Source organism: Ignavibacteriota bacterium (genome assembly GCA_013285405.1).
Taxonomy (GTDB): domain Bacteria; phylum Bacteroidota; class Ignavibacteria; order Ignavibacteriales; family Ignavibacteriaceae; genus IGN2.
Genome location: CP053446.1, coordinates 3420642 through 3445712 on the forward strand (window position 1 = coordinate 3420642; position 25071 = coordinate 3445712).

21 protein-coding genes and 1 pseudogene are annotated in these 25071 nt (G+C 34.4%); 3 read left to right on the forward strand and 19 right to left on the reverse strand.

The features are described from left to right. The first annotated feature begins 42 nt into the window (after positions 1-42). The gene (locus HND39_15075; GenBank protein QKJ98029.1) at positions 43-720 is read left to right on the forward strand and encodes an ABC transporter ATP-binding protein; all 678 of its coding nucleotides are present in this window, start codon (positions 43-45) and stop codon (positions 718-720) included. A 7-nt stretch (positions 721-727) separates the two neighbouring features. On the opposite strand, the gene HND39_15080 is transcribed toward HND39_15075, so the two are convergent. The 8 genes from HND39_15080 to HND39_15115 form a co-directional block, all read right to left on the reverse strand. Further along, complete coding sequence (locus HND39_15080; protein QKJ97497.1) at positions 728-2239, reverse strand: leucyl aminopeptidase; 1512 nt, start codon at positions 2237-2239, stop codon at positions 728-730. A gap of 1 nt (position 2240) precedes the next feature. Then, the gene (locus HND39_15085; protein ID QKJ97498.1) at positions 2241-3239 is read right to left on the reverse strand and encodes a bifunctional oligoribonuclease/PAP phosphatase NrnA; all 999 of its coding nucleotides are present in this window, start codon (positions 3237-3239) and stop codon (positions 2241-2243) included. A gap of 60 nt (positions 3240-3299) precedes the next feature. Beyond that, a complete protein-coding gene (locus tag HND39_15090; GenBank protein QKJ97499.1) occupies positions 3300-4337 on the reverse strand; it encodes a 2-oxoacid:ferredoxin oxidoreductase subunit beta in 1038 nt (345 codons plus the stop codon). Continuing rightward, positions 4327-6180, reverse strand: a complete 1854-nt coding sequence (locus HND39_15095) for a 2-oxoacid:acceptor oxidoreductase subunit alpha (GenBank protein QKJ97500.1) — start codon at positions 6178-6180, stop codon at positions 4327-4329. The genes HND39_15090 and HND39_15095 overlap by 11 nt, the downstream gene beginning before the upstream one ends. 82 nt (positions 6181-6262) lie before the next feature. Beyond that, on the reverse strand, positions 6263-8044 hold the full coding sequence (locus tag HND39_15100; GenBank protein QKJ97501.1) for a thioredoxin fold domain-containing protein: 1782 nt from the start codon (positions 8042-8044) through the stop codon (positions 6263-6265). A 71-nt stretch (positions 8045-8115) separates the two neighbouring features. Next, on the reverse strand, positions 8116-8592 hold the full coding sequence (locus HND39_15105; GenBank protein QKJ97502.1) for a hypothetical protein: 477 nt from the start codon (positions 8590-8592) through the stop codon (positions 8116-8118). Then, a complete protein-coding gene (locus HND39_15110) occupies positions 8534-8749 on the reverse strand; it encodes a hypothetical protein (protein ID QKJ97503.1) in 216 nt (71 codons plus the stop codon). Before HND39_15110 ends, HND39_15105 begins: the two co-directional genes overlap by 59 nt. A 5-nt stretch (positions 8750-8754) precedes the next feature. Next, positions 8755-10392 (reverse strand): NAD+ synthase, encoded by a 1638-nt coding sequence (locus tag HND39_15115; protein QKJ97504.1) that lies wholly within the window; start codon positions 10390-10392, stop codon positions 8755-8757. Between the two features lie 281 nt (positions 10393-10673). Between HND39_15115 and HND39_15120 the strand changes: the two genes are divergently transcribed. Both HND39_15120 and HND39_15125 read left to right on the forward strand, forming a co-directional pair. After that, positions 10674-11147 (forward strand): PspC domain-containing protein, encoded by a 474-nt coding sequence (locus HND39_15120; GenBank protein ID QKJ97505.1) that lies wholly within the window; start codon positions 10674-10676, stop codon positions 11145-11147. A gap of 14 nt (positions 11148-11161) precedes the next feature. Beyond that, positions 11162-12082 (forward strand): hypothetical protein, encoded by a 921-nt coding sequence (locus HND39_15125; GenBank protein QKJ97506.1) that lies wholly within the window; start codon positions 11162-11164, stop codon positions 12080-12082. Positions 12083-12855: 773 nt separating this feature from the next. Here the strand turns inward: HND39_15125 and HND39_15130 are convergent. The 11 genes and pseudogenes from HND39_15130 to HND39_15180 form a co-directional block, all read right to left on the reverse strand. After that, the gene (locus tag HND39_15130; protein ID QKJ97507.1) at positions 12856-14328 is read right to left on the reverse strand and encodes a hypothetical protein; all 1473 of its coding nucleotides are present in this window, start codon (positions 14326-14328) and stop codon (positions 12856-12858) included. Then, on the reverse strand, positions 14298-15077 hold the full coding sequence (locus HND39_15135) for a nucleotidyl transferase AbiEii/AbiGii toxin family protein (protein QKJ97508.1): 780 nt from the start codon (positions 15075-15077) through the stop codon (positions 14298-14300). Before HND39_15135 ends, HND39_15130 begins: the two co-directional genes overlap by 31 nt. A 119-nt stretch (positions 15078-15196) precedes the next feature. Further along, positions 15197-15790 (reverse strand): Abortive infection protein AbiEi, encoded by a 594-nt coding sequence (locus HND39_15140; GenBank protein QKJ97509.1) that lies wholly within the window; start codon positions 15788-15790, stop codon positions 15197-15199. Between the two features lie 139 nt (positions 15791-15929). Next, the gene (locus HND39_15145; protein QKJ97510.1) at positions 15930-17378 is read right to left on the reverse strand and encodes an SAM-dependent DNA methyltransferase; all 1449 of its coding nucleotides are present in this window, start codon (positions 17376-17378) and stop codon (positions 15930-15932) included. A gap of 6 nt (positions 17379-17384) precedes the next feature. Further along, complete coding sequence (locus HND39_15150) at positions 17385-17852, reverse strand: hypothetical protein (GenBank protein QKJ97511.1); 468 nt, start codon at positions 17850-17852, stop codon at positions 17385-17387. Then, on the reverse strand, positions 17853-20537 hold the full coding sequence (locus tag HND39_15155) for a DEAD/DEAH box helicase family protein (protein QKJ97512.1): 2685 nt from the start codon (positions 20535-20537) through the stop codon (positions 17853-17855). A gap of 180 nt (positions 20538-20717) precedes the next feature. After that, a complete protein-coding gene (locus HND39_15160; protein QKJ98030.1) occupies positions 20718-21074 on the reverse strand; it encodes an MGMT family protein in 357 nt (118 codons plus the stop codon). Positions 21075-21269: 195 nt separating this feature from the next. Next, positions 21270-22371 (reverse strand): peptide chain release factor 2 gene (locus tag HND39_15165; GenBank protein ID QKJ97513.1). Its coding sequence is split into 2 segments (ribosomal slippage): positions 21270-22301 and positions 22303-22371, totalling 1101 coding nucleotides; the frame shifts between segments, so codons are not numbered across the junction. A gap of 126 nt (positions 22372-22497) precedes the next feature. Further along, positions 22498-22809 (reverse strand): hypothetical protein, encoded by a 312-nt coding sequence (locus tag HND39_15170; protein QKJ97514.1) that lies wholly within the window; start codon positions 22807-22809, stop codon positions 22498-22500. 98 nt (positions 22810-22907) lie between these two features. After that, positions 22908-23224 (reverse strand): annotated as a pseudogene (locus HND39_15175) (GIY-YIG nuclease family protein). Between the two features lie 96 nt (positions 23225-23320). Beyond that, positions 23321-24691 carry a DUF1446 domain-containing protein gene (locus tag HND39_15180; protein ID QKJ97515.1) on the reverse strand — a complete coding sequence of 457 codons (1371 nt, stop codon included), beginning with the start codon at positions 24689-24691 and terminating at the stop codon, positions 23321-23323. Positions 24692-25071: the final 380 nt, after the last annotated feature.

The window sequence follows — 25071 nt, forward strand, 5'->3', positions numbered from 1 at the left end:
CCTAATAGAAAATTTTCTATAACAATAAATTAAATGGACAATATCATTTTAACTGCAAAAAATATATACAAGTCTTTTCAATCGACCAGAAGAAACAAGCTCGAAGTTTTGAAAGGTGTCTCCGTTGAAATCGAAATGAAAAATATTACAATCATAGTTGGAGCTTCTGGTGCCGGTAAAAGCACATTGCTTCATTTACTTGGAGGTTTAGACAGACCGGACTCTGGAGAAGTAATTTATGATTCGGAAAATATTTTCAAATATTCTGAAGATCAACTGGCTAAATTCAGGAATAAGAATATCGGATTTGTTTTTCAGTTTCATCATCTGCTGCCGGAATTCACTGCAATCGAAAATGTTATTCTTCCTCAGATAATCGGAGGGATAAATTTTCAGGATGCAAAAATTAAAAGTGCAAAGTTGCTTGAAACGGTTGGGTTAACTGAGCGTATCGATCACAAACCTGCAGAATTGTCGGGAGGAGAACAACAACGAGTAGCTTTTGCACGTGCTTTAGCTAATGATCCTAAAATAATTTTTGCTGATGAGCCTACCGGCAATCTGGATTCAGTTAACAGTGAAGGAATACATGCTCTGATTCGTGATCTTAAATCAAATCTTGGAATTACTTTTGTAATTGTAACTCACAATCCAAAGTTGGTAAACTTAGCCGATAGGTTATTAGAAATCAAAGACGGAAAAATTCTTTCCAAACAATAATCGGAAATCACTTTTTATTATTAACCTTATTCGATAAATATTCAAACATCAAACGTACACCAAATCCGGTCATATAAGTTTTATTATAATTAGTAAGCTCGTTGGCACTTGCAGGTCCGGCAATATCTATATGCGCCCATGGAATTTTTTTATCCACAAAATTTTCTAAAAATTTTGCCGCAGTGATTGCACCACCCCATCTTCCACCATCATTATTTACATCTGCAATTTTACTTTCGTTCTCTTTGTTATATTCATCCCACATTGGAAGCCGCCATAGTTTATCATTCGTCTGCATTCCGATTTTAAATAAATCGTCAGCGATTTCGTCATTCTTTGTAAATAATCCTGCTGCATTTATTCCGAGAGCAACAACACACGCACCAGTTAATGTAGCAAAATCAATTATCTCATCAGGTTTTTGTCTGGAAGCAAAATCAAGCGCATCTGCGAGAATCATTCTACCTTCTGCATCAGTATGACCAACCTCAATAGTTTTTCCTGAAGCAGTTTTAACAACATCACTCGGACGCATTGCTTCACCATTGATCATATTTTCGGCTGCAGGAATAACTCCAATAATTTCCATAGGAATATTTGCTTTTGCTGCTGCAAGCATACTGCCAGCCACAACCGCAGCGCCTGACATATCACCTTTCATTTCGAGCATTCCCTGCCAGGGTTTAATACAGTAACCACCAGTATCGAATGTAACACCTTTTCCGACTAAAGCAATTTTCATTGGGTTGGTAGTTTTTTGTTTTGGTTTGTATTCTATGAAAATAAATCTTGGCTTTGCATTACTTCCCTGTCCAACCGCCAGCAATCCGCCCATATTTCTTTTCTTGATTTCTTTTTCATCAAACACTGAAACTTTCATTCCGGCATTTGTCAACTTTGCTTTTATTATTTCTGCAAGTTCAAATGGTCTCAGTGATGATGGCGGTTCATTCTGCAGATCTTTGGTGAAGAATATTCCTTCCGAGACAATATTATTTTTAGCAATAGCAGATTTGATAAGTTTTTCATATTGTGCAAAGATAATTACAGAAAGATTTTTCGTTTTTTCTTTTTCTTTTTTGAATTTATCGAAAGTATAATTTCCAAGTGTCAATCCTTCGAGAAATGTCCTGTAGTAATATTCCTCTTCTTCAAAATATTTTTTCACTGCAGAAAATTCAGGAATAAATAAATGCAAAAACTGAACTTCATCATTTTTAATATCCTTAATTAAACCGGCAAGATGATTTCTAAAATAATCGCATGAAAATTTTTCATCTGTTTTAAATTTGTGGAGTATTATCTGATCCGGCTTACCTTTAATATTCGTAATGTTTATTTGTTTATACTTTTTTGCAAGAATATTTTTTATCTGTAATTCAGTGAGTTTTATTCTGAATTTTTTTTCAAATACTGCAAGATTATTCTTAATGTTTTTATCATCAGCTATGTAATGCACAGCAATAGATAATTTCTGAAAAAATAATTTACCACCCGGTTTGAAATTCAATTTGAACATTTTATCCTTTTCTATAATTGCTTAAAAATTTTTCTGCTTCTCTTAATATTTCCGGAATCATTGTTCCCATTTTGGAATTATAAAATCTTGCTCCGGCTGCGTTTATATGACCTCCACCACCGAATATTGCTGCAAGTTTATTTACTGGTAACTGTCCTTTAGATCTGAAACTTACTTTAAATCCGATCTTCAATTCAATAAAGAATAATCCAAGTACAACTCCTTCGACTGAGATAATATTGTTCACGAAATTTTCAGTATCACTCTCAAGACCATTTAATTCTCTAAAATCCTCCTGAGTTAAAATCATATAACCTATTTTATTCTTAGCTATTAGTCGTAATGAGTTTAATGATCTTCCAAGCAGTTTTAGTTTGCTTAATTTACTTTCATCATACAATTGATCGTAAACCTCCGATGGATTAACCCCACGATCAAGTAAGTAAGCTGCAATTCTATGGATTTCTGAAGACGTTCTGTCAAATCGAAAAGATCCTGTGTCGGTCATTATCGCCGCATAAAGCGGAACTGCCAGTTCTAAATCTATCTCCACAATATTTGTCTCTTTAATAAATTCAAATAATATGTGACCGGTGGCAGCATAACTCGCATCAATAAACAAGTGATCTGCAAAATCTTCAGGATCCTGGTGATGATCTACACAAATTTTTAATTTTGTCGAGTCCAAAAACTTTTGTTGTAAACTGACCATTCGATTAGCTCTGTTAAAGTCCAGAGCTACAAGTACATCTGAAGAAGCAAAAGAGTCAACATGCTCATTCGCATCATACTTCTCTATGATATTTTTAACATCAAGAAATTTAAGATTGTAAGGCGTTTCACTATGATTTATAATCTTATATGACTTATTAAGTTTGTACAACAAATTAGCAAACGCTATCTCTGATCCAATAGCGTCGGCGTCTGGATTAACATGAGTTGTTATCAGGAAGGTTTGATTGCTTGTTACTATTTCAGCGAGTTTATGAAAATTTATCATTAATAATAAAAGGGGCTTATGATTAAGCCCCATCTGCTTAAATTTTATCTGTATTTTTAATTATGTTACTTCCCAGGTATTAGCGCCAAATAAAACTTTTTCCAAATCACCTTTACCTTTTTTCTCAACAATTTTATTTATCTGAGTTCTAATACCTTCATCATACGTTTCTTTAAATATTTGTCTGAATACTCCAATGGGCGAAGGTAAATCCGGTCTATCATCAAGATGAGCTAAGATCATTGCATGGACAGGGCTATTGGAAAATTCATCATGAACCCAGAGATCATCAATTGAATACTTACCGTTTGAAATGTCAACAACTATCGGATGAGCACCATCGAGTTTTATTCCTTTATCCTTGTTCTTGCCAAATACCATCGGCTTACCGTGTTCAAGGATCAAAACATGATCGTCTTTTGTTTCCTTTTCAGTTAACAGCTCGAACGCGCCATCATTAAAAATATTACAGTTCTGAAAAATTTCCAGTAATGCCAATCCTTTATGCATCCCGGCTCGCTTAATCATTTCCTGCATGTGTTTTGGATTCCGATCAATCGTTCGAGCAACAAAAGATGCTTCAGAACCCAGAGCAAGTGATATTGGATTGAATGGATAATCAACGCTACCATAAGGAGTAGTTTTTGTTACTTTACCTTTTTCTGAAGTCGGTGAATATTGACCTTTTGTTAAACCATAAATTCTATTGTTGAATAATAAAACTTTCAGATCAATATTTTTTCTGCAAGCGTGAATAAAATGATTTCCACCGATGCTTAGCATATCGCCATCACCTGTTGCAACCCAAACGGATAAATCCGGATTTGCAACTTTAACACCGGTTGCTAGAATTGCAGCTCTTCCGTGTATTCCATGAAAACCATAAGTATTCATGTAATATGGAAAACGGCTTGAACATCCAATACCAGAAATCCAAACAACATTTTCTTTATTTGCCTGGATCAGTTCCGGGAATGTTCTTTGTACTTGGGCAAGGATTGAATAATCTCCACAACCGGGACACCATCGTACATCCTGATCACTTGTAAAATCTTTTGCCGTATATTTTTGAGTTACGGCTTCTGCGTTATTTGCCATTTCCACCTCCGAGTATGGATTTTATTTTCTCTAAAATATCATTGACTTTAAGCGGAAGTCCTCTAACTACATTTAATTGTTCGACTGGAATTAAATACTCACTCCGCAAAACATGAGCTAACTGCCCAAGGTTTATTTCAGGAACCAGAACAGTTTTGAAATTCTTTAATACCTGTGCGGTATTTTTTGGCATCGGATGCAAATATCTTAAATGTGCCTGGGATAACCGATAACCTAATTTGCTTGCTTTTATTACAGCATCTTTAATTGAACCATAAGTACTTCCCCAACCTAACACAAGCAGATCACCGTGATCGTCTCCATCAACTTCAAGATCCGGAATATCATTTGCAATTCTTCTAACCTTTTCAGTTCTGAGTTTAACCATCTTGTCATGATTGTCGGGATCATAACTTACCGAACCATACACGTCAGCTTTTTCAAGACCTCCAATCCTGTGTTCTAATCCGGGAGTACCTGGAATCGCCCAGGGTCTTGCAAGATTTTCATTCCTTAAATAGGGATAAAATCCTTCGGGGTCCGTTCTGTATTTAACAGGAATTTCTGCTAAATCCTTAACGTGGGGAACTCGCCATGGTTCCGAACCATTAGCAAGATAACCATCAGTCAATAAAATTACGGGAGTCATATATTTCAGTGCAATTCTCGATGCTTCGATAGCCATATAGAAACAATCTCTTGGTGTTCTTGCGGCAAGTACACAAACAGGAGCTTCACCATTACGACCATAAATAGCTTGAAAGAGATCTGCCTGTTCTGTCTTGGTTGGTAATCCGGTACTTGGTCCGCCTCTTTGAACATCAACAATAACAATCGGCAACTCGGTCATCACTGCTAAACCGATAGCTTCGATTTTGAGTGAAAGCCCTGGACCGCTCGTAGTCGTTAGTGCAAGATTACCAGCGAAAGCAGCGCCAATAGCCGAAGTAATTCCAGCAATTTCATCTTCTGCCTGAACAGTTTTAACGCCAAAGTTTTTATATGAACTCAAGTATTGTAATATTTCTGATGCCGGAGTTATCGGATAAGATCCGAGAAACAGAGGTAATCCACTTTTTACAGATGCTGCAAGAAATCCTAAAGCTGTTGCTTCATTTCCCGAAATATTTCGATAAATACCCTTTGGAAGTTTTGCGGCTTCAACTTTGTATCGGGTTGTGAAAATTTCAGTCATTTCACCAAATTTATGTCCAGCAAGCAAAGCTCTTGAATTTGCTTCAACGTATTCTGGTTTATTTTTAAATTTATCCTTTATCCAGTCTTCAGTATTTTTAAGTGGACGATCATATAACCAGTACATTAAACCAAGTGCAAAAAAGTTTTTAGTTCTTGCAACGTCTTTAGGACTTAAGCGTAAACCTTCAAGCGCATTTGCAGTAAGAGATGAAATAGGAACTTGCTGAACTTCAAAACCGCTCAATGAATCATCTTCAAGAGGATTTGATTCATAATTTGCAAGTTTTAAATTTTTCTGATCAAATGAATCAGAGTTGACAATAATTGTTGCGCCAGGTTTAAGTTCTTTAATATTTTTTTTGAGAGCAGCCGGATTCATTGCAACCAAAACATCAGGTAAATCTCCCGGTGTATTTATATCTTCACTTCCAAAGCTAAGTTGAAAACCACTGACACCATAAATTGTACCGGCGGGGGCTCTGATTTCTGCGGGATAATCGGGAAGTGTACTCAGGTCATTTCCAAGCCAGGCTGTTGTATCACTAAATTGTGTGCCTGTTAATTGCATTCCATCGCCGGAATCACCTGAAAAACGAACAGTAACATTAGTTACTACTCTAAATTCTTTTTCTTTAATTTCTGACATTTATTTTAATTCCTAAATATTTTTTAAAGCAATCAAAGTTACTAAGTACTATCTGATTTATCAATGCAATAATTGGTGTTTACTAATTAACAACTTCAATCATTTTGTAGAATTCGCCTGCATTTACGAATCCTGTTATGCGTTCAACTTCTTCACCTTTTGAATTGAGAATTAATACTGTTGGCACACCAACAATTTTAAATTGTTCTCTCAGCATTTCAACTTCGGGTGACAATGCTTTCGTCATATCAGCTTTATAAGTTTCAAATTCTTTTGACAACGATATAACCTTTGAATCCGAAAAAGTTAAAGCATCCAGTTCTTTACAAGGAATACACCAGTCAGCATAAAAATCTATGATCACTCCCCTGCCTGAAATTTCATCAAGAGCACTTTCAGAAAAAGGTTCCCAGCTAACTGAATTCGATTCTGATGGAATAAGTGCGTAAACTCCCACTGCCATAATAATTATTGAAAATGCAATCTTAAAAATTCTGAATCCTTTAACTGAGTTCGCGAGTTTTTCAAAGAATAAAAGATAGATAGCTGCTCCAATCATAAATACTGGAAGAACATAACCTGAAATACTTTTTGGTAGTAAAGGAAGCAAAAAGTACAAAGCCATTCCGATTAGAATAAAACCGAAAATGTGTTTAACTGCATCCATCCACTCACCAGCTCTGGGTAGTTTTTTAATTTTACCGGAAAAGATTGCGAGAAAGAGATAAGGTATTCCGAGTCCAACTGCAAGAACAAAAAATAAAAGAAATCCAAAATATGGATCTTGTTTTGTTGCAACATAAGTCACCAAACCCAGGACAAAAGGACCGATACATGGTGCAGCAACTATTCCCATAGTCAAACCCATGAAGAAAGCACCGTATAAACCAGCCTTTGCGCCGCCAGCTTTATTTACAAGATTATCGGGAAGTTTAAACTCATATACTCCGAACATACTTAATGAAAGTGCAATCATTATTGCAACGATTATTAAAATTACAATCGGATTTTGTAGTAGAGCTCCAAAAATTGCACCTGTAAGAGATGTAATTACACCAATAGCAGAATAAGTAACTGCAAGCCCAAGTATGAACAGGATACCCATAAAGAAAAGTTTGGTCGTGCTGCCTTCACTTTGTCCGCCAAAATATCCAACAGTAATCGGGATTAAAGGATAAACACAAGGAGTAAGATTTAAAGCTAAACCTCCGAGAAAAACAAAGAGCAACCCGATCACGAGTCCATTACTTTCGAGTGCATTTGAAATTGGATCAGATTCTGATTCTGTGCTAGCAGAAGTCTGAGTTAAACTAAGATCAATCTCTTTAAATATTTCATCATTAATTGAATTTACAGGAGTTGTTTTATCTGCAACTTCAACTAGTAATGTATCAATTACTGAAGTTGGTGCCTGACAGCTTATATCATTACAAGCCTGATATTCCAATTCAACTAAAAGCGGATATGTTCCGGGTTTAATTAATGAATCGACTGTTATCAGACCGCCAATGTAAACCGTTCCAGCTTCCCACACTGATAATGGTGATTCTGAAAACGAGAACTTAAAATCGTGAGGTTTGGGATAAGCAATTTTAATTAATGTGAAATGAGGGTTTTCTGGTATTATCAGAGAAGTTGGTATCAAATATTCATCATAAGGTTTGTTTGAATTGATATGCCATCCTTCAGCTACATTGGTTTCTAATGCTATTTTAAATTCTGTTCCCGGATATATTTTATCAAAGGAATGATAAGTTTTTATTGTCACGAGATCTTTCTGAATATCAAATTGTGCGAAAACACTGAAACTGATAATCAGAAAAAATGAAAAAGATAAATATGTTATTAACTTTAATTTTAACATTGTTTTCTCCAGTAATTAGATGTCGGAATGTGTGTGCAAATTTCTATTTATGAAAGTAACCCTGTATCAATTTACCCGGTATTGCTTTTATCATTTTGTTCCAAAAATTTCATTAAAAGTTCTGCATCAGCAGAATCCTTAGTTCTGTTAGCTGCCTTTTTGTTTTTTAAAAGATCATCCGGTGAAATAAAATAAACATCTTCATTTCCCAGTTTTCCTTTTACTTTATTTTTATATGCTTCAAAAAATGCAACGCCGCTGATGCTAGTAATCAGATCAATCCGGTTTGGACTGAAACCCAGTTGAATTATAGAATCGGGTTTAATAAAATCTTCCTTCTTAAGTTCCACACTTTCAAAACCAAAATCCTTAATAACTTTTAAAATTTTATCTGCATTTGTTTCAGACGGCTCAATAAAAAAATCAATATCTCCCGTATTTCTTGGATAAGTATAATAGATTAATGCGAATGCACCTACCACAAGATATTTAACTTCGTGATAATTGAGTAATCTTATAAACTCTTCGAAGTCCTTTTCTACTCTCATTATATAATTCTTGTTTATTAAATAATTCGATGTACTGCTCTCTCAATTCCTGCAGAATACTTAATTTTTCTTCGGGCGGAACTTTTTTCCAATATTCAATTTCATCTTCGTATTGTGCCGAATCGTGGAGATTGTATTTTTTAATTCTTTTTTCCATTAATATTAATTTCTCCAGCCTTGAACTATCGGATATCGTCTTCCATATCCAAATGCTTTTTTTGAAATTCTTAAAGCCGGAGCTGCCTGTCTTCTTTTAAATTCATTTATATCAACCATTCGTAAAACTTTCGAAACAACCTTTTCATTTTTAATCAACATATTTATTTCATCGAACTCTTTGTTTTCCTCCAGATACATTTTAAGAATTTTATCCAGTAAATTGTATGGTGGAAGGTCATCCTGATCTTTTTGATCGGGACTGAGTTCTGCCGAAGGCGGTTTCAAAATTATTTCCTTTGGAATTATTTCTTTGCTTTTATTTATGAACTCAGCAATCTTATAAAGATCACTTTTATAAACGTCCGCAATTACTGCAAGACTTCCACTCATATCACCGTAAAGTGTACAATAGCCAACAGCTAATTCGGATTTATTTCCCGTTGTCAAAACTAAATAACCATCGTTATTGGAAAAAGCCATTAAATACATACCACGAATTCGTGCCTGAATGTTTTCGCCGGTGAGTTTTCCAAATTTGTTCTTAAAATTAAAGTTTAACTGATTGATTGTTTCATCTACAACTGGTTGAATAGAAACATTATCTGATGAGATGCCAAGATTTTTAATAAGTTTCTTTGAATCAGAAACACTCCCTTTGCTCGAAAATTTTGAAGGCATAATTACAACGTGAACATTTTCTTTCCCCAATGCTTTTACAGCAATGTATGTCACCATCGCAGAATCAAGCCCACCACTCAATCCAACAACTGCTTTTTTGAATTTCATCTTTTGAAAATACTCTTTCACGCCATAAATCAGTGATGCAAGAACTTCTTCTTCAAAAGATTTTTCAATCTCTGTTTTTATTACTCTATCATTATCAGGGTCAAACAGAATAAAATCTTCTTCATAAGTTTTTCCAAATTGAACCAGGATTCCTTTTTTATCAAAGCACATACTTCCGCCATCAAACACCAAATCAGTTTGAACTCCAACACAACATACATAAGCTAATGGAAGCGAATCTTTTCTGCAGATTGTTGAGAGCATTTTTAGCCTTTCCTGCCGCTTACCATAAAAATACGGACTTGCAGAAATATTAATTAAAATTGCTGCACCTTTCTTTTTCAATTCTTCAACGGGATCAATAAGATATCTTCGTTTATACCAATAGTCAGCATCGTTCCAGATATCTTCACAAACAGAAATCCCAATATTTTCGCCTTTGAATTTATGAACCAAGACTTCTTTAGCCGGTTCAAAATATCTCATCTCATCGAAAACATCATAATTCGGGATCAAAGTTTTTGGCTGAATGAATTGAACTTTTCCATCATAACAAAGAACTGCAGAATTATGAATGTTTGTTCCGATTCTGTCGTGATCTTCAGTTATTGCACCAAAGAGCAATCCTGTTTCACCAGTAATTTTTGCAAGCTCGTTAATTTTTTTGTTTACAGCAGAACGGAATTCTTTTTTTTCTACAAGATCAAGCGGTGGATAGCCGACAAGCGAGAGTTCTGGAAATATTACCAGGTCAGCCTTTGCCGTGGTTCCTCGCTTATAACCTTTTACAATTTTTTCTTTGTTGTAATCTAAATTGCCAATAATTGGGTTTATCTGGCAAAGTGCAATTTTCATTTCTATAATTGATTTTATTACGAAATATACTACTACAACCAAACTCGGCAAAATTGAAAAATGCAAGAGTCTTCTTATTTATCAGGTTATTTTGAGAACAAAATCTATTCATACAATCATTCATGCATACATTTATACGATTTACTGGATTCATTAACCGATAAATCTCTTGCAATCACCGATATAATCTTACCATACTTAATAAAATACGTGGAAATCATTTAAAATCTTATTTATTAGAATCTGGATTTTAAAAGATTATTTTAAAGCTGGAGGAAAAAATGAATAAGAAACTATATCGTTCGACAAATGACAAAATGCTTGGCGGAGTTGCCGGAGGACTCGCAGAATATTTTGGAATTGATTCAACTCTTGTCAGAGTATTGTTCATCGTCATAGTTTTTTTGGGAGGCGGAGGTATAATTGCTTATATCATTCTATGGATAGTTGTTCCTCAAAAACCTTATGAACTTCCAAAGTATCCATTTAATCAATCACCTCCCGAATGTGAAAGCAATTCTAATTTTTCTTCGAGTGAAAATAAATCCGATTCTTTCAGTATGAATAGCAGCGGTGGTATTGCAAGTTCACTTCCACATACAAATAATAAACAAATCTGGGTTGCAATTGTGCTAATGGTAATCGGCAGTTTATTACTGCTCGATAATATTTTTCCGCGATTTGATTTTAATCATTACTGGCCTGTAATTCTGATTGCGATTGGTGTTGGACTTTTATTGAAGGCAAAAAACTAATAGGAGATATTAAAATGAAACCATCACATATTTTTTGGGGTTTACTTTTTATCGGACTTGGTTTGCTGGTTCTGATTAATAATTTTACAGATATCATGATGGACTGGTCAACAATCTGGAAACTCTGGCCGTTAACAATTGTTCTGATCGGTTTATCCATTCTGATCAAGCATCAGTTTGGAAAAAGTATAATCGCCGGACTTGCAGCGATAGTTCTAGCTCTTGCAATCTTTGCAAGTTTCAAAACTGCTACACACTTCTTAAACAATGATTTCAAAATTGATTTCGGAAATGATGCAAAACACGAAATCGATACATCAGAATTTACAGAACAATTTGATTCTACATTGCACTTTGCAACTTTTAATTTTAATGCAGGCGCAGGTACTTTTAATATAACTGATACAACCGCACATTTAATATATGCAAAGACAGTTGGCTATATAAATAATTACGATCTCTCAAGATATGATACCGATAGCAGCACAATTATTGATTTCGATATGGGAGATAAAGCAATTTTCAGATTCGGTGATAATTATAAAAATACAGTCAACTTAGCTCTAAATCCCAAACCTGTTTGGAATATGAATTTTGATGTTGGTGCAGCTTCAATGGATTTTGATTTGACTCAGTTTAAAACGAGAGATATTACGGTTGATATGGGTGCTGCATCAATTAATATTAAGATTGGAAATCTGAATCCCGAAACAAATATTAGTGTTGATGCTGGTGCATCGGATATTAATATTTCTGTTCCAAAAGAATCAGGTTGTGAAATTACAATAGATGGGGCACTTTCTTCAAAGCATTTTGATGAATTTAAAAAGATGGATTCTGATAATTATGTGACTGAGAATTTTGAAAGTGCAGTTAACAAAATTTATATAAACATAGAATGCGGAGTTTCTTCAATAAGTGTGGACAGGTACTAAACTAAAAACTTACTCTTAAACTTTAACTTTAACTTAAATTGTTTAGAAGTAAGTTTAAGAACAGGAGCTCAGCTAGCTCCCCTTTAAACGCTTTTTGCATTAAGCTTATGAACTCTCGCCAACCTCTCTCTTACCAAGAGAGAGGCTTATTTTCATTTTAAAACTTTTTTTAATTGTTCTGTCAGCATAAGAAATGTTTTTTTATAACTCTAAATAATCCCTTCTCTTTTTAAGAGAAAGGTACGGGATGAGTTCACGAAACCAACTCCCCTTTAAATGCTTTTTGCATTATAAATAATCTCTCTCTTTATCTCTCTCTTGAAAAGAGAGAGAATTATTAAAAATTCAAAACTAATTATTAGTTCTTCTGTCAGCATAAGAAATGTTTTTTTATAACTCTAAATAATCCCTTCTCTTTTTAAGAGAAGGGTACGGGATGAGTTCACGAAACCAACTCCGCTTTAAATGCTTTTTACATTAAACTGAGGAACTCTCTCTTTATCTCTCTCTTACAAAGAGAGAGAATTATTAACAATTCAAAACTAATTATTAGTTCTTCTGTCAGCATAAGAAATGTTTTTTTATAACTCTAAATAATCCCTTCTCTTTTTAAGAGAAAGGTACGGGATGAGTTCACGAAACCAACTCCCCTTTAAATGCTTTTTACATTAAACTAAGGAACTCTCTCTTTATCTCTCTCTTACAAAGAGAGAGAATTAATATCATTATAAAACTTTTCAACTTTTATTTTCTCCAATAGCTCACTTGCTGACTCACCTGCCCGCCGATTTTTTCTTCTGCTTTTTGTTAAGGTTTAACTTTTCCTTTTCTAATTTAATTTTTTCCAATAGCTTGCTGGCAGGCGGGTCATTCGGGTCTTGCGGAACAAGTTCTCCTCTGAATGCTTTTGCTAATATTGATTGTGTTAGTTTATCTACAAATGCTTTTGCTTTTTTATATCTCTCTTCTATTTCATCTGCTTTTTTGAGAAGTGCTTCAACTCGTTTTACGATTTCTTTTTGTTCTGCGTAAGGAGGAATATTGATTTCCCAGTTTTTAATTTTTGAGATGTTAAGATTAGGCTGATTCCCTCCTACTGAAATCATTCTAATTTCTGCATACTGACTTAAACAAAACAAGTAGACATAATTCCTTATTACCTCATCGATAGATTCATTAACTAAAGCTGCACAAGCTTGATTTATAGTAGCTTTTATTTTTAACACTCCAACTTGACCTCTTGTTTTTCCCTCACCATACATTGCAATTAGTATTGTATCAATTGGTAACAAACTGACATTTGTTTCCTTAAGTGCTTTCTCTGTTATATACTCTTCAGATTCTATGATATCACAATTCTGGACTTGACCAGATTTTATCCAAGGTATTTTACCATTTTCCCAATAAGCGTTATTCTTTCTAGATGGTGTTGATCCTGTTTCTACATCAAAAATGTTTTGAAGACAAGTTCTACTCCAATTTTTAATCTCTGTAATTTTAGAACTATCAATCTCAACAAACTTCAATTTTATATTCTTTTTAGTTCGATTAATAAATATTCTATTTATTAGAATAGCTCCACTTTCATCAACTGCATTCCTCTCTCTCCAATCCTTTGTCAACTCTCCTGTTACTGCTGCGTTAAGAACTGACTGCCTGAATCTTTTTATTATAACAGGAATTTTCTCAAGCCGTGCTTTTGCATCTTCTACTTTTGCTAATAGCTTATCAAGTTTTTCTACAATTCGCTTTTGCTCGTTGAGTGGAGCTAAGGGAATTTCTATTTCAGCAAGTTTAGTTGCATTAACATTTGGAATCGCTATGCCAGTAGTAAGGTCTGAAATTGATTGCCAGTAATTCTTTGTATGAAAATAATAGTAAATAAACTTAGAATTGATCTCATCAAGTGTATTAAATCTAATCAAATATGAAGCAAATACCGTTTCAATAGATATATCTGATATTATATAACTTTTTCCGACCGACCCGGCCCTTGAAATTAAGATATCATTTTTCCTAATTAAATATTTACCTACATCCTTCGGAATATTGATGCAATATGGAACATTATCCCAAATTATTTTTCCATTTGATAAATCAGTCGTTCTAAGATATTTTATTTTTCCTGTTCTTTCGGATTTTGTTGTCCAACCATATTGAGGTTTCGAACAAACTTCTCCAATCTTACATTCAACCCACCCGTTTGGCAATTCACTCATTGCCATTTCCAATCTTTTCTGTTCCAATTATTTTTTTTATCCGAGTTAAAAGCGGGTTCAATAAATTTTTCAATTTCAGAAACAACTTCTGTAAAGTTTAAATTTATTTTTAGCATTCGTTTATTAATAAATGCATTCCAAAGAATTTTAAGACTTTCATCATTCTTAAATTTATCATCAAAAACAAAACGCCTTTTTTCGATTGATGTATTTCTGTTTTTAAATGTTTCCGTTAAAGCGTTATGGAGAGTTAAAAGATCAAACTGCTTACCAGCGGCAAAGAAATGAATATCATAAAAGTCTTTCATCCTGCTTGTAGCAATACCAAGAGAAACAATCGCTTCAAATTTTTCTGCAATTGCCGATTCAAGTGAATATACTTTTAAGTGCGGTGCTTCGAAATCCAGCAATGTGGGATAATCCATTGTAAGTGCATCAGGATAAATGACATCACCAAATCCAATATCTATTTGTATTTGCTGCTTTACAGAATCAAGTTTTGCCGACAATTTTATTCTAATACCGTGATAATCATCCTGCTCAACAATTTGTTCAGCAGAAACAGAATCCTTCTGAAAAAATAATCCATCTTCAAAATTTATTGCTGCAATTTCGCTGAATATTTCTTCCAACGATTCAGTTTTATTTGGCAGAGAAGTTCCAAGCAAATCAATATCTTTAGTTGGTCGGAGTCTGCTAATATCGTGGGCAAGAAAAAGCAGAGCACCTTTCAGGACAAAATTATCGGAGTAAACAGATTTTGAAATTCTAAACAAAAACCTTTCCTGAATATACTGTAGCAGGACTGAATTGAAATCGAGAGAGTTTTTACGAGCATAATTAAGTAGCTTTTCCTTTACAGATACGGCAATATTTTTAATTTCTTTTTTAGGCATCAACCTACAATTGCCTTAACATAAGGGAGTATTTTTTCTTTTACACTCAGAATCTCTGCATACTCAAAGAGCTTGTTTATATCCCGCTTTTTTAGCTTAAGATAATTTTTAAGAGATTCAATTACTATATCATCGCCAATCTTATTGCGGTAGCGGAAGAGGTCGCAGATTGTTTTTTCTATTTTATAAATTTTTATCCTTCCGCTTTTAGTATCAATCTCATCTATCCCTGTTTCATAATATTTATTGGGAAAATAGAAAACCTGAATCGGAGGATATTCCAGCTTAAAACCAGGGGTATTGTGTGGAACAGCTACAGTAATGTTAGAAGGATTAAAAGTAGTCAGCTCAAAATAGTCCGCAGCAGAAGTAAGGCAAATAACCGCTTTCTTATTTGCATTGCAAACGTCTGCAAAACTTCCGTGTTCATCCCAGGGATAATTTACAAGTTTATAAAGTCCAGGTTTTATCTTTTCAATTATTCCTTCAGATACAGCCTTAGCAATGTCTCTTGGATGAATTTTCTGGTTACGCAGTTCCTTCATTGTTGCGTAACCCTTATGTTTTTCGAATATTTTTATTATTTGTTTCATAGTATTGGATCGTTTCTTAGGCAAATATACAAAATATGCCTAAGAATTGATCCACTAAATTATGGTTCATTTTTACTGCCAACAGAATCGATTGGCAGTAATTCAGGACTGAATCAATTACAAGGAAAACAAAATTGATTTACTTTGAATTCGAACCATTCCCGTTTATTTCAATCTGTTCAAGAATATCTTTTAAGCTGTCAACAACTGCTTCAAGTTCTGTAATAGCTTCGCTTGCTAATACCTGTGGTTCTGGTAGTTCATCTGCATCTTCAAGACTTTCATCTTTAAGCCAGCTTATATCAAGTTTATAATCTCTTTCCTGTATCTGCTTCAAACTAAATTTTCTAAATCTACCTTCTTCACCTAAGTCTTTTCTCTTACTTGTTCCGTTAGGATTTTCACCATAGCACTTTTCAAACTCTTCAAAATGTTTTGGAGTAAGTGGTCTGTCTTTCTTAGTAACTCCAGGCACATTAGAACGTGCATCAAATATCCATACATTTTCAGTCGGCAATCCTTTCTGGAAGAAAATTACATTCGCTTTAACTCCCTGACTGTAAGGAGTAAATGTTCCCCTCGGCAATCTTAAAATTGTATGGAGGTTGCAATCCTGCATAAGAATTTCAAACACATCACCAGCTTTATCTTCAAACAAAACGTTATCAGGCAAAACCATCGCTGCTCTTCCGCCTGGTTTAAGCACATTCATAACGTGCTGAACGAAGTTTAACTGTTTGTTGCTTGTTTCAATTGTAAAGTCATCTCTTTCAGGTGCCTGATTAGCTCCTTTCGTTCCAAACGGAGGATTGGTAAGGATACAATCGTATAATTCATTTTTCTTTGGTTCATAGATTGTATCACCCAGATAGATTGTTGGCTCTAATCCGTGCAGGTAAAGATTCATTAAAGAAAGTCTTCTTGGTCTCGGGACTAAATCCTGTCCGTAATAAGTTTTTGTTTTAATTCGCTTGTAATCTTTTCTATCAATAGCTGCCCCGTGGTTTGATATACTCATCAGCCATTCATAAGCAGAAACAAGAAAACCTCCGCTTCCACAGGCAGGATCACAAATTGTAAAACCTGCCTGTCCGGTAGGCAGGTCACTTTTTTCTCTTGGATCAGGTTTCATTAATCTTACAATAGATTGGATCAAAACTCTTGGAGTAAAATATTGTCCAGCACCCTTCTTTCCTTCGCTTGCGGCTTTTTCTAACAGACCTTCAAAAGCTTCTCCCTTTACATCAACATCCATTGCAGTCCATTCTTCTTCATCAATCAAAACCAAAAGTCGTTTAAGATTAACAGGATTATTAAACCTTGGCATTGATTGAGCAAAGATGTCACCGAGAATTCCTTTTTGTTCTCTGAGGACTCTCAATATATCTGAGTAATGATCTGTTAATTGTGTTCCCGATTTTTCTTTTAAGGTATTCCAGTCGTAACCTTTTGGAATAGTTACGTCCTTCTCATTAGCCATCTTAAGAAATAGAAGATAAGTTAACTGCTCGATGTAATCGCCGTAATCAATTCCATCGTGACGAAGAGTGTGACAAAAACCCCAGAGTTTGTTTACAATGTCTGACATATTAGTTTAATGTTTAGATTTCTTAAAAGATTCGAATTTTTCCTGATCTAATTTCTGTTCAATTAGAGTTAGCACATTTTTATAAATCATCTTCTTTGATTTATCAGGGTAATTGGGAAATTCGTTAAATGCGATCCTATCGATAGCCCTAACTGATCTGGTGTATTCGAAGTAACCCATTATAACATCTGTATTGATTTCATCACCACTTCTACGCTCTAGTTGGAGCTCTCCCTTTTCAGAAAAGGATGCTTTATTGTGTTGGTTATGAAATTTAACATTTCCCATAGTTGTTGTTTCAACAATCCCCTTTATATACTGAGCATCAGTATAATATGATACTTTCCATTTACTCAAGTCAGTATCAATTGGGACTTCATTTTTATTCTTATCAACTGACGGCTTATCATAGCTGATAACCTCACTCAGATTAAATTTTATATTATACTTTGATTTGATTTTTACTTGTTTCATTTAAGCAGCAATATGATAATTTATTTCTTGAATTAGTTTCTTAAGTTCATCTTTCCCGAAAATCTTCTCGGCTTTTTTCCAACCACCTTTTTGTTCAAAGACTGGTGCTTCCTTGAAATCAATCTCATCTATTGTAAGATTTTGGACAAGATGTTCTTTAATCAGACTTAACCACTTTAATTGTTCATAAGTATAGTTTTTATTCGCTACTACTTTTTCAAAAGCAATGGATACCCTTTCCTCTGCAGTAAAAATTGGTTCTTCTTTCCTTGCAGCGTGTTTTACCATTGAAATAATATCAGCTAGTGACTTATTGTAAACCAATTTGTGTGCTTCCTGCAAATACTTCTCAGGAAATTTATTTATCGTCAGTCGCTCTCTAAGTTCATTCAAAGCTTTCGTATTCCAATCCTTTGGTTTCTCAAGCAGTATCTTAATTGCAAGTATATGTTCAGGATTTTCTTTTACAAATTTCATAAACATATTCAAATAGTCTGATGGTTTCTCTCCCATTATCAATTTTTCAGACGTAACTTCATCTTGGATTTCGTAACCAACTAGGAATTGCCTTTTAGCTCTTTGATAGTTAACTAATAGATCGTGAAAATCTTTATCTCTTAGAATTTTCATTGTGCCAGTAAAATCATCCTTGAGTTTTTGGAGTAATTCAGCTGCAAACTTTCCAATATCCCCATCAGGAATAAACATTGAAAACTTTTCTCTTGCCTCCGCACTCATATTCTTTTCAATTCTTCTCAGTCGTTTTACTAATACTTTAATAAAATATTCTCTGTCTACATTCTGGTAAATATTTTCAATTACTTGAGAAATCGTTAATGGTTCTTTTTCTGGAGCTTCAATCTGAAAGTCTGTTGTATTCTTAAAGTATTCTATCAGAGTCCCGTTAAAGCAATCAAAAACGACAAATTTTTCCTTATTGATTTCAGGACATAATCGTGTTCCTCTGCCAAGCATCTGCACCCAGAGGATTCTTGATTTTACAGGTCGCATAAAAACAACAAACTCAAGTGCAGGAAAGTCAACTCCAGTGCTAAGCATATCTACTGTTACTACTATCTTGGGATTTGGTCTATTTCTAAATTCTCTTATTCTTTGGAGAGGTCTATCAACATTTGGATTGCCTGTTATTTTCTTAACAAAGTCATCTCCCTGGTTAAATACTTCCTTACAAATCTTAACAATCTGGTCAGCGTGAGAAGTAAATTGAAGATCATTAACAGCAAAAATCAGAATCTTGGGAAATCTGCCTGTATCCTTTTCGTGTGCATAAGCATACTTAGCAAGTTCTTCAATTATTTGCAGATTGGTTGAAGGAGAAGTAATTTTTCTTTCTATTTCTTCCGCCTGGAATTCTCTTTCATCTTCTAGTTCATCATAAGTTTCTTTTCCAGTATCCGTATCTATTACACCTACCTGCTCACCTTCTTTAAGGAAAGCACCATTCATTAAAATATTTGAAGATATTTTGACAGCGTCGTAATCAACAAGAAAGCCATCAATAATAGCTTCATCAGTTGAATAACGATAAATTGGTTTACCGAAATAGGCTGTGGTATGTAATGCAGGTGTAGCAGTTAATCCTATCTTTATCGCATCAAAATAATCTAATGTGCTTCGCCAGACAGCCGTTTCTTTTGCAGTATAACCTCTGTGGCATTCATCAGCAATAATCAAATCAAACGTATGTATTGGAATTGGCGTTTCTAATTTTTCTGCATCTTCTTCATATTCGGGATCGTTCTTATCCTGTTCGAAAGAGTTCTCCCAACCAAAAAGATTTATTGTCATCCTTTGAATTGTGGACACATATACAAAGGTCTTGGTTCCATCTGGTTTTGTAAGATAATTTGTTGGCAAGATTTTAGGATTAAATGGTTCATCATCCCCAAAATCTTCTTTCTTGAATCGCTGTGAATATACTTCGTATTCCTGGTCAAACTTATTTCCAACTGGAGTAGTGAATGATCCAAACTCTCGGACAGCTTGAGCAGCTAACGCTCTTCTGTCAACTAAAAATAAAATTCTCTTGAATTGTTTTGTTTCCAATAATCTATAGATAAGCGAGACCAGAGTGAATGTCTTACCTGTGCCTGTAGCCATTGCAAGAAGCATAGCTCTTTTTCTTTCAACGATACCATCCTCAATAGCTTTAATGGCTTTGCTCTGGTAATATCGCAATTTATCGTTTTCTATAATTTGATCACCAATAGCTGTTTCATCAAAAGATTTTCGATTGAATAATTCTACTAACGCTGAGGGGGTGTGAAAGTTGGAAATTTTTCTGGAAATATTTTTTTCATTTCTGACGTCTAAGTGCCAGATTACTTCACCATTTGATGCATATAAAAAAGGGACTCCATATTCCTGCCATTTACCCACACTATCCATTACACCTTTTGCATATCGTTTTGCTTGTTCAAGAACATTCTGCGGATCAACACTAACTTTCTTTGCTTCAAGAATTCCCAACAATTTCCCATTAACAAAAAAAGCATAATCAGCGGGTCCATTACTGGTAGGATATTCTTCAACTGCGTGATTGGTTAATTTTGAAACGTCTTGAACTTTTGAGTTATGCACAATCTTCCAGGCAGGACTAAGAGATTTGAGTTGCCTGTCAATTCTCTCTTTTCTTGTTTTCCACTCTAGTTCTTGGTTTAGCATCAATACCATCGATAAATGTTTGACTAAAATAATGCTAATCTCACCGACTCGTCACCTCCCAAAAAAATGAAATTAAGTAGGAAGTGAAATTTCTAATAGAAGCTCATAAATCTTGTATATTAGGTTACTTTAAAATAAAGAAATGCATAGTTTATTCTAAACGATCTTCAGGTCGTGCTGTTATTTTTTTGACTTTTTACTTTTGACTTTTAAACTCGGTATCCACAAATACTTTTCAAGAATTACGCAATTATTCTTATCAAACTCTACTCCTTCATTACGCAATAATTCTTCCATTAGAGTTGGATCTCCAAAATGAATTTTTCCTGTTAACGCGCCATATCTGTTCACAACTCTGTGTGCAGGAATATCGGGTCCACATCCATTCAAAGCCCAACCGACTGTTCTTGCGGCAGATTTAATTCCACAAGCTTCAGCAATATGCCCATATGTTGTAACTTTTCCGTAAGGTATTTTCCTGGCAACAGTATATACTTTGTTGAAAAAATCCTTTTTTTGTTTATCTGTTTTTCGAATTGTTTTTTTCAAGTGAATAGAAACTGATTGCTAATAATATTACATTTATTAAATCCCAATAATCAAATAACAAATATCAAATAAATTTCAAACTACAAACCCAAAATTGCAGTCAATTGCAGATTTGAATTTTCAATATTCTGGTTTGATATTATTTGTTATTTGCAGATTGAGTTTTGGAAATTTATATAGATATTAATTCTTACTAAACTTTGAAAGATACGCTTTTATAAATCTATCAATATCGCCATCCATCACCCGTTGAACATCAGATGTCTCTTCATCCGTTCTGTGATCTTTGACCATATTGTATGGATGAAAAACATAAGAACGAATTTGACTTCCCCATTCGATTTTCATTTTGTTTTTTTCAACTTCATCAATTTCTGCCTGCTGTTTATCAAGTTCAAGTTGATAAAGTTTTGACTTCAGCATTTTCATCGCTCTTGTTTTATTTTGAATCTGAGATCGTTCACTCTGACAAGCTGCAACAGTATTTGTTGGAATGTGAGTAATTCGTACTGCGGTTTCAACTTTATTTACGTTCTGTCCACCCTTTCCGCCGGAACGATACGTATCAATTCTTAAATCCGCAGGATTAATTTCAATTTCGATTGTATCATCTATCTCAGGAATAACAAACACAGATGCAAATGAAGTATGTCGTCTTTTATTTGAATCGAAAGGAGAAATACGAACTAGTCGATGAACACCATTTTCAGCTTTTAAATATCCATATGCAAATTCGCCGGTAACTTCCACTGTTGCAGATTTTATTCCTGCACCATCACCATCAAGAATATCCACAATACTCATCTGATATCCGCTCTGTTCTCCCCAGCGCATATACATTCGCAAAAGCATATCAGCCCAATCCTGTGATTCAGTTCCACCGGCACCGGAATGAATTGTAAGAATACAATTTTTATCATCATCTTTTCCACTGAGCATATTTTTGAATTCAGCTTTTTCAATTTCGGAATTCAGATTATCAAGTTCTTTTCTGATGTCGTCATAAAATGATTCATCTTCTTCCATCGACGCCAATTCAATAATATCTCTTACATCATTCGATTTTTTATCAACCTCTTTCCAGAGATTGATCCATTGTTCGAGAGTTTTTATTTCCTGGAGAGTTTTTTGTGCAGCGATCTGATCATTCCAGAAAGAAGATTCAGAAGATTTATTGCGGAGTTCTTCTACCTTTGCAATCTTTTTATCAACATCAAAGATACCCCCGAAGATTCGTGATTCTCTGCTGGTAGGTTTTAAGTTCTTTTAATTCGTCTTCGTACATAACACTCTCAGGTTAATTAATAATTTCTGATTCGGTTGTATTTAAAATAAATTATAGTAAAGTCAAAAGCATGGTTGAATGGATGCATTGTTTCATGATAAATCATACATTCATGCATACATGCATTCAAACGTCCAGTTCGAGTCGTAGTAGCGCAGCCGCAAGTGTTTTACCTTGTGCATCATGTTTTAGTGAGACTGTTCCACCGCCTCCAAGCGTGTCGTGAAGCAGAAAGTTTAACGCTCTGATATTTGGTAATTCGTATCTCTCAACTTTACCGTGACAAATTCCTTCGAAATGTTTTTTGACACTTTCAGCAGTCAGATATTTTTCAATTATTTTATAACCATTTTGATCATAAGCGATGATACCAATATTAGCGGCATCGCCTTTATCTCCACTACGACCGTGTGTTATATCTCGTAATTTTATTTTCATTCTTTCTCTCTTTATGCTGAACTTGTTTCAGCATCTTAAAACTAAATAAATAATTTTCTTTAAGCAGTAAATCTCTGACAAAAGATCCTGAACCAAGTTCAGGATGGATCTGAGTAAAGCATTTTAACCGGATCAGAAATTTCAGGATACAAATCTTTCCAATCCTTATTTTTATCTTCAATCAAATTAATCTTCCACTGTCTGTGCCAATTCTTAAGTTGCTTTCTCTTTTAATTGCACTTTGCAAATCTGGTTGAGATTCAAAATAAACCAACTTATCCACATTATAATTTTTTGTAACACCTTCAATTAACCTATTTTTATGTTCAAAGATTCGTCTGGCTAATACATTGGTCATCCCTATGTAAAGCACTTTATTTTTACTCGACAATATATAAACGTAATAATTTTTCATCCCAATTTATACTGGATATGTTTTCAGTATCGATTAGCGTACGCTCTATCTTATTTTTCAATGCCACTAAAGGTCCTGAAATAAATTCAGGACAAGTTATTGCAACTCCAGAATTTGAACTTTCGGTTCGACTAATTTTTTCGGAATCAACGCAGGCCAATAAGCAACAACTTCTTTTGGCTTTGGTCTTCCACCAGCGAAACCAGTTACACTTGGTGGACCGGTTAGAATCAGCGGTGCGATTTCTTGTCCAAATCTGTTTACTGATTTCCAATCTTTTGATCTGACTGAAAAATGGAAAACTATTTCATTTATTTTATCTTCATCTAATTCAGGCGCAAGAGTTTCGTGTGTTGCATTGTAACCAATATATTCTGTTCTGATTTCATCGAATTGCAGTCCAAGATTTTCTAATCGCTTTCTTAAAATTTTATCGGCAGCTTTTGCTTTCGTCAATGCCTGCGGCCAGGAATAAGTCAGACTTCCTGATGAACTATAACCATCGCTGTATGAACAGGAAACTTTGTAGAATTCTGTTTCTGGTTTTCCTTTGACATTAAAAACTTTAACTCTATCCTTCCCAACTTCTTCAAGTTTAATTGAAGTGAAATCAGCGACACAATCAGGAGTTATATATTCTTTGGGATTTCCAATTTCATAAACGAGTTGTTCAGCAACTGTTTCGAATGAAACTCTTCCACCTGTATTGGTATGTTTCGTAATTATAACTTCACCATTTGGAAAAGCTTCCGCAATCGGGAATCCAATTTCAGCAAAATTATCAATTGATTCCCAATCACCTAAAAAATTTCCACCTGATGCCTGGGCACCACATTCAAGAATATGTCCGGCTACAGTTCCTGCAGCCATTAAATTATAATTTTTCATATCCCATCCAAATTCATAAATCATCGGAGCGAGTGTTAAACCTGTATCGGTTGTTCTACCAGTAATTACAATATCAGCGCCCTTCTTTAACGCCTCAACAATTGGTGCAGCACCGAAATAAACATTTGCACTTAATAATTTATCTTTGACGAGAGTAATTGATTCACCGGTTTCCATATTATTCAGTTGAGAACCGTTTCCTAGAATTTCATCAAGTCGATCTTTGATATCATCACCTAAAACAACAGCAACATTTAATTTTATTATTCCGGCTTGATTTGCAACCTCACGAATTGCTTCCGCACAAGCGACCGGATTTACTCCGCCACCATTCGTAATAATTTTTATTCCCTTTTGGGAAGAGATTGGAAGAATTCTTCTCATCAACTCGATCAAGTCAGTTGCATAACCAAGTTTGGGATCTTTATTTTTTTGTTTTTGAAGAATGGACATCGTTACTTCAGCAAGATAATCCATTACAAGATAATCGATATCACCTTTTGTAACCTGATGATATGGTGCATCAATTAAATCACCCCAAAATCCTTGTCCGGAAGCTATTTTTATTTTTTCTTTCATCTCACTTTATGCTGAATTTATTTCAGCATCTTTAAGTGTTTGCTGTAATTTATTTATTGATTATACACGAGTCCCTGAAACAAGTTCAGGGTAAAGTATTTAGTCACCCCAAAATCCTTGTCCGGAAGCTATTTTTATTTTTTCTTTCATCTCACTTTATGCTGAATCTACCTGTCGGTAGACAGGTTTATTTCAGCATCTTTAAGTGTTTGCTGTAATTTATTTATTGATTATACACGAGTCCCTGAAACAAGTTCAGGGTAAAGTATTTAGTCACCCCAAAATCCTTGTCCGGAAGCTATTTTTATTTTTTCTTTCATCTCACTTTATGCTGAATTTATTTCAGCATCTTTAAGTGTTTGCTGTAATTTATTTATTGA